The sequence below is a fragment of the Brevundimonas sp. TWP1-3 genome (assembly GCF_049896085.1).
Lineage (GTDB): Bacteria > Pseudomonadota > Alphaproteobacteria > Caulobacterales > Caulobacteraceae > Brevundimonas.
On record NZ_JAFCTP010000001.1, the window covers coordinates 1,300,830 to 1,313,321 of the forward strand.

13 protein-coding genes are annotated in these 12,492 nt (G+C 68.2%); 5 read left to right on the forward strand and 8 right to left on the reverse strand.

The genetic code is table 11. From position 1 onward, the window contains the following. Nucleotides 1–4 precede the first annotated feature (4 nt). Nucleotides 5–736 (reverse strand): NYN domain-containing protein, encoded by a 732-nt coding sequence (locus ACP693_RS06565; RefSeq protein WP_426018021.1) that lies wholly within the window; start codon nucleotides 734–736, stop codon nucleotides 5–7. 32 nt (nucleotides 737–768) lie between these two features. Continuing rightward, the gene (gene gcvA, locus ACP693_RS06570) at nucleotides 769–1,698 is read right to left on the reverse strand and encodes a transcriptional regulator GcvA (protein WP_426018020.1); all 930 of its coding nucleotides are present in this window, start codon (nucleotides 1,696–1,698) and stop codon (nucleotides 769–771) included. A 124-nt stretch (nucleotides 1,699–1,822) separates the two neighbouring features. On the opposite strand from gcvA, the gene cysG reads away from it, so the two are divergent. Genes cysG through ACP693_RS06595 form a run of 5 tightly spaced genes read left to right on the forward strand, consistent with a single transcriptional unit; the run spans nucleotide 1,823 to nucleotide 7,247 of the window. Then, nucleotides 1,823–3,208, forward strand: coding sequence for a siroheme synthase CysG (gene cysG, locus ACP693_RS06575; RefSeq protein WP_426018018.1), 1,386 nt, complete (start codon nucleotides 1,823–1,825; stop codon nucleotides 3,206–3,208). Then, nucleotides 3,205–3,480 carry a DUF2849 domain-containing protein gene (locus ACP693_RS06580; protein ID WP_426018016.1) on the forward strand — a complete coding sequence of 92 codons (276 nt, stop codon included), beginning with the start codon at nucleotides 3,205–3,207 and terminating at the stop codon, nucleotides 3,478–3,480. Before cysG ends, ACP693_RS06580 begins: the two co-directional genes overlap by 4 nt. Beyond that, the gene (locus ACP693_RS06585; RefSeq protein WP_426018015.1) at nucleotides 3,480–5,150 is read left to right on the forward strand and encodes a nitrite/sulfite reductase; all 1,671 of its coding nucleotides are present in this window, start codon (nucleotides 3,480–3,482) and stop codon (nucleotides 5,148–5,150) included. Before ACP693_RS06580 ends, ACP693_RS06585 begins: the two co-directional genes overlap by 1 nt. After that, a complete protein-coding gene (locus ACP693_RS06590; RefSeq protein ID WP_426018014.1) occupies nucleotides 5,134–6,213 on the forward strand; it encodes a phosphoadenylyl-sulfate reductase in 1,080 nt (359 codons plus the stop codon). Before ACP693_RS06585 ends, ACP693_RS06590 begins: the two co-directional genes overlap by 17 nt. Before the next feature lie 35 nt (nucleotides 6,214–6,248). Then, nucleotides 6,249–7,247 carry a cysteine synthase A gene (locus tag ACP693_RS06595; RefSeq protein ID WP_426018012.1) on the forward strand — a complete coding sequence of 333 codons (999 nt, stop codon included), beginning with the start codon at nucleotides 6,249–6,251 and terminating at the stop codon, nucleotides 7,245–7,247. A gap of 182 nt (nucleotides 7,248–7,429) precedes the next feature. Here the strand turns inward: ACP693_RS06595 and ACP693_RS06600 are convergent, their stop codons facing one another. From ACP693_RS06600 to flgG, 6 genes are all read right to left on the reverse strand, one after another. After that, complete coding sequence (locus tag ACP693_RS06600; protein WP_426018010.1) at nucleotides 7,430–9,211, reverse strand: DUF885 domain-containing protein; 1,782 nt, start codon at nucleotides 9,209–9,211, stop codon at nucleotides 7,430–7,432. Nucleotides 9,212–9,260: 49 nt separating this feature from the next. After that, on the reverse strand, nucleotides 9,261–9,764 hold the full coding sequence (locus ACP693_RS06605) for a hypothetical protein (protein ID WP_426018008.1): 504 nt from the start codon (nucleotides 9,762–9,764) through the stop codon (nucleotides 9,261–9,263). A 7-nt stretch (nucleotides 9,765–9,771) separates the two neighbouring features. Then, nucleotides 9,772–10,200 (reverse strand): hypothetical protein, encoded by a 429-nt coding sequence (locus ACP693_RS06610; protein WP_426018006.1) that lies wholly within the window; start codon nucleotides 10,198–10,200, stop codon nucleotides 9,772–9,774. Between the two features lie 131 nt (nucleotides 10,201–10,331). Further along, nucleotides 10,332–11,054 carry a flagellar basal body L-ring protein FlgH gene (gene flgH, locus ACP693_RS06615; protein WP_426018005.1) on the reverse strand — a complete coding sequence of 241 codons (723 nt, stop codon included), beginning with the start codon at nucleotides 11,052–11,054 and terminating at the stop codon, nucleotides 10,332–10,334. 12 nt (nucleotides 11,055–11,066) lie between these two features. Beyond that, nucleotides 11,067–11,696 carry a flagella basal body P-ring formation protein FlgA gene (locus tag ACP693_RS06620; protein ID WP_426018004.1) on the reverse strand — a complete coding sequence of 210 codons (630 nt, stop codon included), beginning with the start codon at nucleotides 11,694–11,696 and terminating at the stop codon, nucleotides 11,067–11,069. Between the two features lie 3 nt (nucleotides 11,697–11,699). After that, nucleotides 11,700–12,488: a flagellar basal-body rod protein FlgG gene (flgG, locus tag ACP693_RS06625; RefSeq protein WP_135195043.1), complete on the reverse strand. Its 789-nt coding sequence runs from the start codon at nucleotides 12,486–12,488 to the stop codon at nucleotides 11,700–11,702. Nucleotides 12,489–12,492: the final 4 nt, after the last annotated feature.

Here is a 12,492-nt window from a genome sequence, read left to right on the forward strand (position 1 = left end):
TTCGTCAGGCGCGGTCGCGAATCCGCATCGCGCCGCGTTCACCGGTCTCGACCTCGAACCGGCCGGTCGCTCGGATCAGGTCCGACAGTTTGGCGTAGCCATAGGTGCGCTGGTCGAAGTCGGGATGGGCGTTGCGCAGCCGATTGCCGATGCCGCCCACCGCCACCCAGCCGTCGCCGTCCTCGTCCATGTCGGCGATGATGGCCGCGATCAGACGCGCCGCCTCCGACGGCTTGCGCTTGGCCGCACGGCTTTCCGCGACCGGGGACTTTGCGCCCGCCTCGGCCGGAATCGGGGCGATCAGGTTCTCGGTATAGATGAAGCGGGTGCAGGCCTGGCGGAAGCTTTCGGGCGTCTTCTGTTCGCCAAAGCCATAGACATCGACGCCTTCCTCACGGATGCGGGCCGCCAGTCGGGTGAAGTCGGCGTCAGACGACACCAGGCAAAAGCCGTCGAACCGTCCCGAATGCAGCAGGTCCATTGCGTCGATGACCAGGGCGATGTCGCCCGAGTTCTTGCCCTTGGTGTTGGCGAAATTCTGCTGGGGCTGGATGGCGAAACGGGCCAGGACCCGCGTCCAGCCTGCGATCTGCGGGCTGGCGAAGTCGCCGTAGATGCGCCGCGCCGAGGCCTCGCCCAGGGTGGCGATATCGTTGAACAGCGCCTCTGCGATGCGAGCGGAGGCGTTCTCCGCGTCGATCAGGACGGCGAGGCGCGGGGCCTTTTCGTCAGCCATGGCGGAGGTCCTTTTCAATATGAGGCCTGAGCCTACAACTGACCCATCGTATTGTCGTGATCCACGGCCTGTTTCTTCAGCCAGCCGACGAATGCGGTCGCGCTGGGCGACGGCGGGCGGTCGCGGGGCTGGACGACGTAATAGGCGAAGCCGACCGCTTCCGAGCCGTCCGGGAAGGGCGCCACCAGCCGCCCCGACGCCAGGTCCGCCTGGGCCAGGGTGCGTTTGGCCAGGGCCACGCCGCGTCCCGATATGGCCGCCTCGATCAGCAGGCCCGACTGGTTGAAGCGCGAGCCTCGACGCGGATCGGGATGGCGAACACCGCGCGCCTTCAACCACATGGCCCAGTCCGGTCGGCTGGGATCGCCGTCGTTGGACATGTCGTGCAGCAGGGTGTGGCCGATCAGGTCGCCGGGCTTGCGGATCGGTTTGTCGCCGTCCATCAGCGATGGCGCGCAGACGGGTAGGACCGTCTCGGTCATCAGCCGGTCCACCGTCAGGCCCGGATAGTCGCCGGGGCCATAGCGGACGGCCAAGTCTACCTTGCCCTCGGTCAGGTCGGCCGGTTCCATGTCGGCTGAGATCCACAGCTCGATCTCGGGATGGGCGGTGTGAAAGTCGTCCATGCGCGGCATCAGCCATTTGGAGGCGAAGCCGGGCGCCACGCTGATCGATACCTGTTTGCGGCGCGGCGGTTCGCGCAGCAGGGCCGAGGCGTCCATCAGCCGTTCGAACCCCTCGCGCAACAGCGGCACGGAGGAACGGCCGAGGTCGGTCAGCTGAAGCCCGCGCGCCTCACGCACGAACAGGGGGCCGCCGACGATGTCTTCCAACAGGCGGATCTGCTGGCTGACGGCGCCCGGCGTCACCGACAGTTCGTCGGCGGCGCGCGAGAAGTTCAGATGCCGCGCGGCAGCCTCGAAGGCGCGCAGGGCGTTGAGCGGGAGCAGGGATCGGACCATCGCGGATAGAAATCCTATCAGCGAGACAAAGGCAATCTGGTTTGCGGGTCTGGACGGGGAAGACGAAGGTTCGCGCCCTGCCGTCGTCCCTGTTTCCTCTCCCGACGGCCCTGAAAGCAAGACGATGCGTGTATTTCTCGCCTCCATTCCGCTTGAGGCCGCCAAGATCGTGATCATCGGCGGCGGTGAACCCGCCCTGGCCAAGCTGCGACTGTTTCTGAACACGCCGGCGCAGCTGCTGTGGTTCGCACCGGACGGGGCGCCGCCCCGGATGGAAATCCCGCTGAGCGCGCCGGAGCCGGTGCTGCGGACGCCCGAGGCCGAGGATCTGGCGGGCGCGCGGCTGGTCTTCATGGCGTTGGACGATGCGGATGAGCTGGCGCGGCTGGGCGCCCTGGCGCGGGCGGCGGGGGCTCAGGTCAATGTGGTCGACAAGCCCCATCTGAGCGACTTCCAGACCCCGGCCTTGATCGATCGGGACGAGGTGGTGATCGGCATTGCGACCGGCGGATCGGCGCCCATCCTGGCGCGCGACATCCGCACGGCGGTCGAGGGCGTGCTGCCGGCCGGTCTGGCCAATGTAGCCCGGCTGGCGCGCGAGCTGCGCGACACGGTCAAGGCCAATGTGCCCGACTTCATGGCGCGGCGTCGGTTCTGGGAAAAGGCCTTCCGGGGACCGGCGGCCGATCTGGCGGCGGCGGGCCGCACGGCCGAGGCGCGGCGCGAGATGCTGCGTCTGCTGAATTCGGCCGCGCCGGAACAGGGCGTGGTCCATATCGTCGGAGCGGGGCCGGGCGATCCGGAACTGCTGACCCTGAAGGCGCTGCGGGTTTTGCAGGACGCCGACGTCATCATTCACGATCGTCTGGTGCCGGACGCCGTGCTGGAGCGGGCGCGGCGTGACGCCAAACGCCTGTATGTCGGCAAGGCGCGTGGCGAACATTCGGTGCCCCAGGACCAGATCGAGGCCCTGATGATCGAGGAGGCTCGCGCCGGCCATCGGGTCGTGCGGCTGAAGGGCGGCGACCCGTTTGTCTTCGGGCGCGGCGGCGAGGAGCTGGAGGCCATGCGGGCGGCCGGGGTGCCGGTCTTCGTGGTGCCGGGGGTAACGGCGGCCCTGGCCTGCGCGGCCTCGGCGGGCATTCCCCTGACCCACCGCGACCACGCCCAGGCGGTGACCTTCGTGACGGCCCAGGCCAAGCCGGGCGGGATCGAGGCCGACTGGTCGCGACTGGCGGGGCCGAATCATACGCTGGCCATCTATATGGGCACGGACCGGGCCGAAGAGACGGCCGCCAATCTGATCGCGGCCGGGCGGTCCCCGTCGACCCCGGTGGCGGTGGTCGAGAACGGCAGCCGGCCGGACGAGCGGGTTCTGACCGGCCGTCTGGACGGGCTGGGCGCCCTGGTGCGCGGCGCGGCCCTGACCGGCCCGGCCCTGTTGTTCGTCGGCGAGACGGCGGCCTTCTCGGCGAGCCAGATCGACCAGCGGGACGAGGTGGCGGCGTGAAGATCGTGACGGCTAACCGCCTGTCGGACGGCCGCGTCATCTATGCGGGCGCTGACAATCAGCCGGTGGAGCAACTGGCCCAGGCCTCGGTGCTGGACGAGGCGACGGCCGAGGTCGTGCTGGCCGAGGTCGCCGCGCGACCCGACGTCTTCGTGAACCCCTATCTGGTCGAGGTTCAGGACCACACGCCGTCCGGCCGTGATCGGCTGAAGGAGCATATCCGCGCGACCGGGCCGACCGTCTGCAACAGCCTGGTGCGGGAGCCCGCCTGATGTATCGCTATGACGAGTTCGACCACGCCCTGGTACGTGAACGGGTCGAGGAGTTTTCCGACCAGGTGGCGCGCCGCGCGTCCGGCACCCTGACCGAGGATGAGTTCAAGCCGTTGCGGCTGATGAACGGCGTCTATCTGCAACTGCACGCCTATATGCTGCGGGTCGCCATTCCCTATGGGACGTTCAACAGCCGCCAGATGCGCCAGCTGGCCCATATCGCCCGCACCTATGACAAGGGCTACGGCCATTTCACCACGCGGACGAACATCCAGTACAACTGGCCGGCCCTGACCGACCTGCCGGCGATCCTGAGCGATCTGGCCGAGGTCGAGATGCACGCCATCCAGACCAGCGGCAATTGCATCCGCAACACCACGACGGACGTCTTCGCCGGGGCGGCGGACGACGAGATCGAGGATCCGCGCCCCTGGTGCGAGATCATCCGCCAGTGGTCGACGATCCACCCGGAGTTCAGCTTCCTGCCGCGCAAGTTCAAGATCGCGGTGATCGGGGCGGAGAAGGATCGGGCGGCGATCCGGACGCACGACGTCGGCCTTCAGATCGTGCGCGGAGCGGATGGAGGAACCGCCTTCCGCGTCTTCGTCGGCGGGGGGCAGGGGCGTCTGCCCCATATCGGTCAGGAGATCGCTTCGGCCGTCCCGGCGGCGGACCTGCTGGCCTATCTGACCGCCATCCTGCGGGCCTGGAACCTGCTGGGGCGCCGCGACAATATCCATAAGGCGCGGATCAAGATCCTGGTCGCCTCGGTTGGTCTGGAAGCCTTCCGCGAGGAGGTGGACAAGCATTACGCCACCCTGCGCCACGAAGACCTGCGGATCCCCGAGGAAGAGGCCGAGCGGATCAAGGCCTATTTCGCCCCGCCGCCGTTCGAGGACCTGCCAAAGGCCAGCGCGCCGTTCGACCGCGCCCTGTTGGCCGACCCGGACTTCGCTCGGTTTGCCCGCAACAATGTGCGGCGTCATCGCCAGGCGGGCTATGCCTCGGTGGTGGTGTCGCTGAAGCCGGTCGGGGGCGTGCCGGGCGACATCACGGCGGACCAGATGGATGCGGTGGCGGATCTGGCCGAGCGATACGGTTTCGACGAACTGCGCGCCGCCTATGAGCAGAATCTGGTCCTGCCGCATGTGAAGCTGGACGACGTGCCGGCGCTGTGGCGGGCGTTGCGCGAGGCGGGACTGGCGACCGCCAACGCCGATCTGGCGACGGACGTCATCGCCTGTCCGGGACTGGATTACTGCAGCCTGGCCAACGCCCGGTCGATCCCGGTGGCCCAGGCCCTGTCGAAGCGGCTGGCCGACATGGACTATCAGGAGAAGCTGGGGCCGGTCCGGATCAATATGAGCGGGTGCATCAACGCCTGCGGCCACCACCACGTGGGCCACATCGGCGTGCTGGGCGTCGATCGCAAGGGCGAGGAATATTACCAGATCACCGTCGGCGGTTCGCCCGACGAACAGGCGGCTCTGGGCGACATCGTCGGCAAGAGCCTGCCCGCCGACGAGGTCGCGCCCGCGATCCAGCGGACCCTGGATCGCTATCTGCAAATCCGCGCCGACGGCGAGCGGTTCATCGACACGGTGCGCCGTGTCGGTCCCGACCCCTTCCGTGACGCCATCTATGAGACGCTCGATGCTGCGAACGCTTGAAGGGGTTCAGAACGGACCGCGGCTGTCGGTCACCACGCCGCTGGACGAGGTCGAGGCGGCCACCGCCGCGACCGACGTCCTGGTGCTGGAGTTCGACGCCTTTCGCGACGGGCGCGGCTTCTCGCTGGCGGCGGTGTTGCGCGAGCGGGGCTATGCCGGGCGGCTGATTGCGGCGGGCAAGGTCCTGCCGGACCAGGCTCGGCACCTGCGGCGATCGGGCTTTGACGCGGTGGAGTTGGCGCCGGGCGCGGATGCGGCGGCCTGGGCGCGAATGGATCAGGCCTTCAGCGGGTCGTATCAGCCGGCGGTCGATCCGGCGCCGACCATTTGGCAAAGGCGGCGGGCGGCGTCGAACGACCCTGACCTGCAAGCCTTGGCCGACCGGCTGAACCGCGAGACGGCGGGCAAGGATGCGTCGGAGATCCTGAAGGCGGCGCTGGACCCGGCCCTGGGCCTGCGCGTCGGCGCCATCTCCTCGTTTGGGGCGGAATCGGCGGCCCTGCTGCACATCGTCGCCGAAACGGACCCGGACGTGCCAGTGGTCTTTCTGGAGACCGGCCAGCATTTCCTCCAGACCCTGTCCTATCGCACCCAACTGACCAAGGCCCTGGGGCTGTCGGACGTAAGGCTGGTGACGCCGGATGCGAACGAGAAGGCGACCCTGGACGCCCGCGACGACCTGTGGCGGACCGACGCCGACGCCTGCTGCGATCTTAGGAAGGTGCGGCCGCTGGCGCGGGCGACGGTCGGGTTCAACGCCGTCATCACCGGGCGCAAACGCTACCAGGCCGCGACACGCGCCCAACTGAAGCCGTTCGAGGTGCTGGATGGAGTGCTGCGGATCAATCCGCTGGCCGCCTGGGACGCCCAGGACGTCGAGGCCTGGCTGGAGGCGCACGACCTGCCGCGCCACCCGCTCGTCGAGCAGGGCTATCGCTCCATCGGCTGCTGGCCGTGCACGCGCGCGGTTCAGGACGACGAAGAGGCGCGCGCCGGACGCTGGTCGGGGATGGACAAGGTCGAGTGCGGCATCCACCTAGGCAAGCGTCAGGTCGCGGCCTGATCCCCTCCCGTTCGACCTCGCCTGAAAGCTGAAACGTGTCCGTCACACCGTCTGTCATCGACCTGATCGGCCATACGCCGCTGGTCCGCCTGAACCGCCTGTCCGATGAGATGGGCTGCGAAATCCTGGGCAAGGCCGAGTTCATGAACCCCGGCGGTTCGATCAAGGACCGCGCCGCCCTGTCGATCGTCCAGGGCGCGCGGGCGTCCGGGGCGTTGAAGCCGGGCGGGACCATCGTCGAGGGCACGGCGGGCAACACCGGCATCGGCCTGGCCCTGGTCGGCGCGGCCCTGGGCCATCCGGTGGTCATCGTCATTCCCCGCACCCAGTCGGAAGAGAAGAAGTCGGCCATCCGTTCGCTGGGCGCGCGCCTGGTCGAGGTGGACGCCGCACCCTTCTCCAGCCCCAACCATTTCGTCCACTATTCCGGGCGTCTGGCGGCGGAACTGAACGAGAGCGAACAGGCCGGCGCCATCTGGGCCAATCAGTTCGACAACACCGCCAACCGCGACGCCCACTACACGACGACCGGTCCGGAAATCTGGGAACAGACGGGCGGCGCGGTGGACGCCTTCGTCTCGGCCGTGGGATCTGGCGGCACCATCTCCGGCGTCGCGGCCTATCTGCGCGAGCGCAAGCCGGAGGTGAAAATCGCCCTGGCCGATCCGGCCGGCGCTGCCATGTTCAACTGGTTCACCAAGGGCGAGATGACGGGCGAGGGCTCGTCGATCACCGAGGGGATCGGGGTGGCGCGGATCACCGGCAATCTGGAAGGGTTCAAGCCTGACCACGCCTATCGGATCGATGACGCGGAATTCCTGCCGATCCTGTTCGACCTGGTGAAGTATGAAGGCCTGTCGCTGGGTGGATCGGCCGGGGTCAATGTCGCCGGCGCTGTGCGTTTGGCGCGCGAGATCGGGCCGGGCAAGACCATCGTCACCTGCCTGTGCGATCCGGGTTCGCGCTATGCGTCGAAGCTGTTCAATCCGGAATTCCTGACGTCGAAGGGGCTGCCGGTCCCGGGGTGGGCTTGAAAGCTCACCTCCCCGCGCGCGAAGGCGCGCGGGGAGGACAGGCGATCGCGTCAGCGAGCGCCAGGAGGGGGCGACTCGGTGTCAGAAGCTGGCGTGGTCATCACGACTGTCGGAGTCGCCCCCCTCCTGGTCGCTGCGCGACCGGTCCTCCCCATTCGCCTTCGCGAACGGGGAGGTGACGGTTATTTCTGCTCTGCGATCCACGCATCCATTCGCTGGTCCAGCAACGCCAGCGGCAGCGGTCCTTCCGTCAGCAGCGCGTCGTGGAAGGTGCGGACGTTGAACTTCGGTCCCAGTTCGCGTTCGGCCCGCGCCCGGATCTCGCGCAGGCGGATTTCGCCGATCTTGTAGGCCGTGGCCTGGCCCGGCCAGCCGATGTAGCGCTGAAGCTCGGTCTCGATATTGTGGGGCGCCAGGGCCGAGTTGTCGCGGAAACAGGCGCGAGCCTGTTCCTCGCTCCAGCCCATCCAGTGCAGGCCGGTGTCGGCGACCAGGCGACAGGCGCGCCACATCTCGTAGGACAGACGGCCGAACCGTTCGTAGGGCGTGCGGTAGAAGCCCATCTCCTCGCCCAGATATTCGGCGTAAAGGCCCCAACCCTCGGTGAAGGCGCTGACGTTCGCCTGGCGCCGGAAATAGGGCTGGCCCTCGGCTTCTTGCTGCAGGGCGATCTGGATGTGGTGGCCGGGGACGGCCTCGTGCAGGGTCAGGGCGGGCAGTTCGTACAGCGGGCGCTGGTCCAGCTTGGACGTATTGACCACATAATGGCCGGCCACGCCGTTCTGCATCGAGCCGCCGTTGTAGCGGCCGGTAGTGTAGTTTTCCTCGATCTGCGGCGGGACCGGCTGCACGTCATAGGGCAGGCGGGGCAGGGTGGCGAACAGGGCCGGCAGACCGCCGTCGGCGCGCTTGGCCATCTCCGACGCCTTCTCCAGCAGGTCTTCGCGGGTGGGGGCGTAGAACTGGGGATCTGTGCGCAGGAAGGCCAGGAAACCGGCGAAGTCACCGGTCCAGCCGGACGCCTTCATCTCCACATCCATTCGGGCGCGGATACGGGCGACTTCGGACAGGCCGATCTGGTGGATCTGGTCCGGCGTCAGGTCGGTGGTGGTGTGGCCGCGCACCAGATAGGCGTAGATGTCCTTTCCGCCCGGACGGTTGCCGATGCCGGGTTCGACCGGGGCCTTGGGCAGATAGTCGGTCTCAAGGAGGGTCAGCCAGGCCTGGCGGGCCGGGACGATGATCGTGGCGACCGCAGACGCGGCGTCCGCCGTCAGCCGGTCCTTGTCGGCCTGGGGCACGGTCGCGGGCAGGGTGCTCAACGGCTTGAGCAAGGGCTCGGCATCGGGCGTGATCGCCACGTCGTTGCGCGCGTTGGCCAGGGCGCTTTCTGTGACGGAACGGGCCTGGATCAGGCCGGTCTCCAGGCCGCGCCGGGCGTTTTCGGTCGTCTGGGCGTAGATGTTTCCGAAGCCTTTGACGCGCCGGATATAGGCCTCGGCTTCTGCAACGGAGTTCAGCCGGGTGCTCCCGCCGATGTAGAGCGCCCAGGTTCCGGGGCCGCCCTCGCTGTCGAACGCCAGGCGCGAGGTGTCGTAGTCCAGCCCCTCCAGGCTGCGGTTCAGCGTATAGAGCAGGAAAGCGTGGTTGATGCCGCCGGCGTGGGAAAGACTTGCCGGGTCGATGGCCTTCAGTCGGGCGACGAAAGCCTCCAACGGCGCGCGCTGGGCCAGTTCGAAGGCACGCGACAGGTCGGGAAGCCTGCCCATGGCCTCGACGTCGCCTTCTCCACTGGCGGACAGAGGATCGACCGCCTTCAGATACGCCTCGTAATCGACGATCAGGGCGTTCAGCGCCGTGTCAGCGGGCGTGGCCGCGACGGCGGCGGGCGGCGTTTGAGCCACCGCGACCAGCGGCGACGTGCTCGCGAGCAAGGCCGTTATGGCCAAATGGGAAAACTTCATCACGCCCCTCCTCTTTAGGGGCGCACGCAAGCCGAGCGTGACCGATGCGTCAACCGCAGACGGTGAAGAACTGCTCGATTCCCGCCTTGGCGTCCGGATGGGCGGCGTAGATGTGGCGCTCCTCGTCAGACCAGGAGGCGATCCAACCCAGGCGGCGGAAGCGCTGGAACACCGGATCCTTGGTCTTGGCCTGGGCCGTCAGCAGTTCGCCGTCATGCACGCCCGCCGGTTCCGAGGCGGCGGGGTAGCGTTCGGTGTCGCCGCCCGATTCGAGATGGATTTCGCGGCCTGGCTTTTCGCTGGCCGCCGTCAGCTCCAGCGCGCCGGAGCCGGCCTGGCAGCGCAGGTGCAGCTTGACCTCGTCGCTGTTGGCGACGCCGTAAGCCAGGATCGCCTCCGGCCCTTCACGGTTCAGGAACCAGTCGTAGCCGGGCATCGGCGCCGGCGCGGAACCCGCCGCCGCCAGATTTGCGGTCGGGGCGGGCGCATTGGTGGCGCAGGCCGCCAGGGCGGACAGGGTGATCAGGGGCAGGATCAGGCGAGAGAGACGCATAGGCTTCCTATCCGGCGCAGCGGTCGGCGAAGCGACGAAGCTTGGCCAGATGGGGGCGTTCGACCGTGATCGTGTCGGCGGCGTCGCCGACGGCGACGGTCATGCGGCCGGTCGCGACGAAGGCGGAAAAGGCAGGGTGATCGACCGGGACCGCGGTCTCCAGCTTGCCGCCGCGGCCGACGCGGGCCTCGCTGGTGGCGGTCGCGCCTCCAGCGGTGATCCGGGCGAAACCGCTTTTCGCGTCTTCAGCATAGACCGCGACCGAGACGGCGCCCGAACCCGGTTGGCATTGCAGGGTGGCGCGCAGATCAGCCGTGTCGGGAACTTCGTTCGCCAGCACCAGGGGACCGTCGCCTTCATACAGGCTCCAGGTCCAGCCGGCCGTCGGCGCGGCCTGAAGGGCGACCGCCATCACGGCGGAAAAAATAAGCATCATGTGTCAGCCCCCGCCGACAACGCGCATCGCCGCGTCGCCCCCAATGTCGTCAGACCCGGTCGTAACCGCAATAGACCAGACCGACGCATGAAGGCTGAACGCGGTTATCCGTCAACGGTTCACCGCGTCGGCTAGAACGGGCTGAAACGCTCGACCAGGGCCTGGGCCACAGGCGGGGCCTGGACGCGGCTGACGTCGCCGCGGCCGCCGTAGGAGATGCGGGCCTCGGCGATCTGGGTGTGGTTGATGGCGTTGGCGGACGAAATGTCCTCGGGCCGCACGATGCCGGCGACGGTCAGTTCGCGGACCTCGCGGTTGGTGCGTACTTCCTGCCGACCCTGGATGACCAGATTGCCGTTGGCGAGGACGTCCGTGACGACGGCGGCGACGGTCAGCGACACCTTTTCGGCGCGGTTGACCGTTCCGGCGCCCGAAGAGTTGGACTCGCCTTCCATGCCGATCATGTTCGACGGATCGAAACCGCCGGGGAAGGCGCGGCCTAGGCTGCTTTCCAGGCCGAACAGGTTGGAGACGCCGCCGGAAATGTTGTTGGAGCGCGACCGCTGGGTCGAGTTCTGGGTCTGGGCGCGGTCGTCGATGTCGATCTTGACCGTCAGGATGTCGCCGATGTGACGCGCGCGCTGGTCGCCGAAGAAGGTGCGGGCGCCGGTCCGCCACAGGCTGTTGGCGCTTGCGGGGGCGGTCTCGCGCGCCGGCAAATACGCTTGCTGCGCCGGGATCAGGGCGGCGGGATAGCCGATGGGGGCCAGTTCGGGACCGCGCACCGTCTCGGCGACGGTGGAGCAAGCGGCCAGCGGGGCCAGGACGGCCAGGATCAGGATGGTCTTACGCATGACGAGGATTCCCTAGCGGGCGGCGAACTGTTGAGGATTGGCGCGGGCGCTGTCGGCGCCGGGGCCGGCGATGGCCTGGCCGGGACCGGAGGCGACCGCATCGATGACGCGGTTGGAGGTGGTGTTCATGATGGCGACGGGCTCGCCCAGACCGGCGCTGCGCATGGCCTTGCCCATGACGGCCAGGTTCACGCCGCCGACCTGATAGGTGACGCGGACCATGTCGTTGCGGGCGATGACCTGCGATGCGGCGCCGGGGCGATAGGCGGCGCGGGCGATAGGCTGGGCGGCGGATTGAGCCGCAGGCTGGAATGCCACGTCTGACGCTGTCTGGACCGGACCGGCGGCACGACGCACGGCGACGCGGCGCAGACCATTGGGATTGCTCCAGTCGAGGCCGGCCTGGCGGGCCAGGGCCTGAAGCTGACCGGCTTCCAGCACGACCGAGGGGCCGACGCGCTCGGCGACGGCGACATTGGCGGCGGCGCCCGCGCCTTCGAACAGATCGCCCAGGGTGACCCGGCCGTCGTCGTCCACGGGATTGACGCGCAGGACGACGGGGCCGGCGAATGCGGCGCTGGCTGCGGCGCTGGCTGCGGCGCTGACGGCGGCGGCGAGCAGGAGGGAGCGGATCAGCATCATGGTTCAGCTCTTCACTTGCGAGGCGACCGACAGCATCTGGTCGGCGGTGCTGATGACCTTGGAGTTCATCTCATAGGCCCGCTGGGCCACGATCAGGGCGCTGATCTCCGACACGGCGTCGACGTTCGAAGACTCCGTATAGGCCTGCATGACCTGGCCGAAGCCCGCATCGCCGGGCGTGCCGACGATGGCCGGGCCCGAGGCGGCGGTTTCCAGCAGCAAGTTGTCGCCGATGGCTTCCAGGCCGGCTTCGTTGAAGAAGTTGGCCAGTTCGATCTGACCGACGGTGGTCGGCGCGGTCTGCCCGGCCTGCGTCACCTGAACCAGACCGGTCTTGGAGATCGACAGTTTGGTGGTGTCCTGCGGAATGGTGATCGCCGGTTCCAGCAGATAGCCGTCGTCGGTGACCATCTGGCCTTCCGGGCTGACCTGCAGGTTGCCGGCGCGGGTGTAGCCTAGCTCGCCCGAGGGCAGGGTGATCTGGAAATAGCCCTTGCCGTCGATGGCCATGTCGTAGGGGTTGCCGGTCGCCTGGGGCGTGCCCTGTTCGGTGATGCGATAGACCGCGCCGGCCTTCACGCCCGCGCCGATCTGGATGCCGGTCGGGACCACGGTGCCGGCGGCCGAGGATTGGGCGCCCATGCGCTCGACGTTCTGGTAGAGCAGGTCCTGGAACTCGGCGCGCTGCTTCTTGAAGCCCACCGTGTTCATGTTGGCGATGTTGTTGGAGATTACCTCCACGTTCAACTGCTGGGCGGCCATGCCCGAGGCGGCGGTGCGAAGTGCGCGCATTGTC

Excerpts from the sequence above, each read along its gene's own strand:
- ACP693_RS06565 (WP_426018021.1), bottom strand. The coding sequence starts at position 736 with ATGGCTGACGAAAAGGCCCCGCGCCTCGCCGTCCTGATCGACGCGGAG.
- gcvA (WP_426018020.1), bottom strand. The coding sequence starts at position 1,698 with ATGGTCCGATCCCTGCTCCCGCTCAACGCCCTGCGCGCCTTCGAGGCT.
- cysG (WP_426018018.1), top strand. The coding sequence starts at position 1,823 with ATGCGTGTATTTCTCGCCTCCATTCCGCTTGAGGCCGCCAAGATCGTG.
- ACP693_RS06585 (WP_426018015.1), top strand. The coding sequence starts at position 3,480 with ATGTATCGCTATGACGAGTTCGACCACGCCCTGGTACGTGAACGGGTC.
- ACP693_RS06590 (WP_426018014.1), top strand. The coding sequence starts at position 5,134 with ATGCTGCGAACGCTTGAAGGGGTTCAGAACGGACCGCGGCTGTCGGTC.
- ACP693_RS06600 (WP_426018010.1), bottom strand. The coding sequence starts at position 9,211 with ATGAAGTTTTCCCATTTGGCCATAACGGCCTTGCTCGCGAGCACGTCG.
- ACP693_RS06605 (WP_426018008.1), bottom strand. The coding sequence starts at position 9,764 with ATGCGTCTCTCTCGCCTGATCCTGCCCCTGATCACCCTGTCCGCCCTG.
- ACP693_RS06610 (WP_426018006.1), bottom strand. The coding sequence starts at position 10,200 with ATGATGCTTATTTTTTCCGCCGTGATGGCGGTCGCCCTTCAGGCCGCG.
- flgH (WP_426018005.1), bottom strand. The coding sequence starts at position 11,054 with ATGCGTAAGACCATCCTGATCCTGGCCGTCCTGGCCCCGCTGGCCGCT.
- ACP693_RS06620 (WP_426018004.1), bottom strand. The coding sequence starts at position 11,696 with ATGATGCTGATCCGCTCCCTCCTGCTCGCCGCCGCCGTCAGCGCCGCA.
- flgG (WP_135195043.1), bottom strand. The coding sequence starts at position 12,488 with ATGCGCGCACTTCGCACCGCCGCCTCGGGCATGGCCGCCCAGCAGTTG.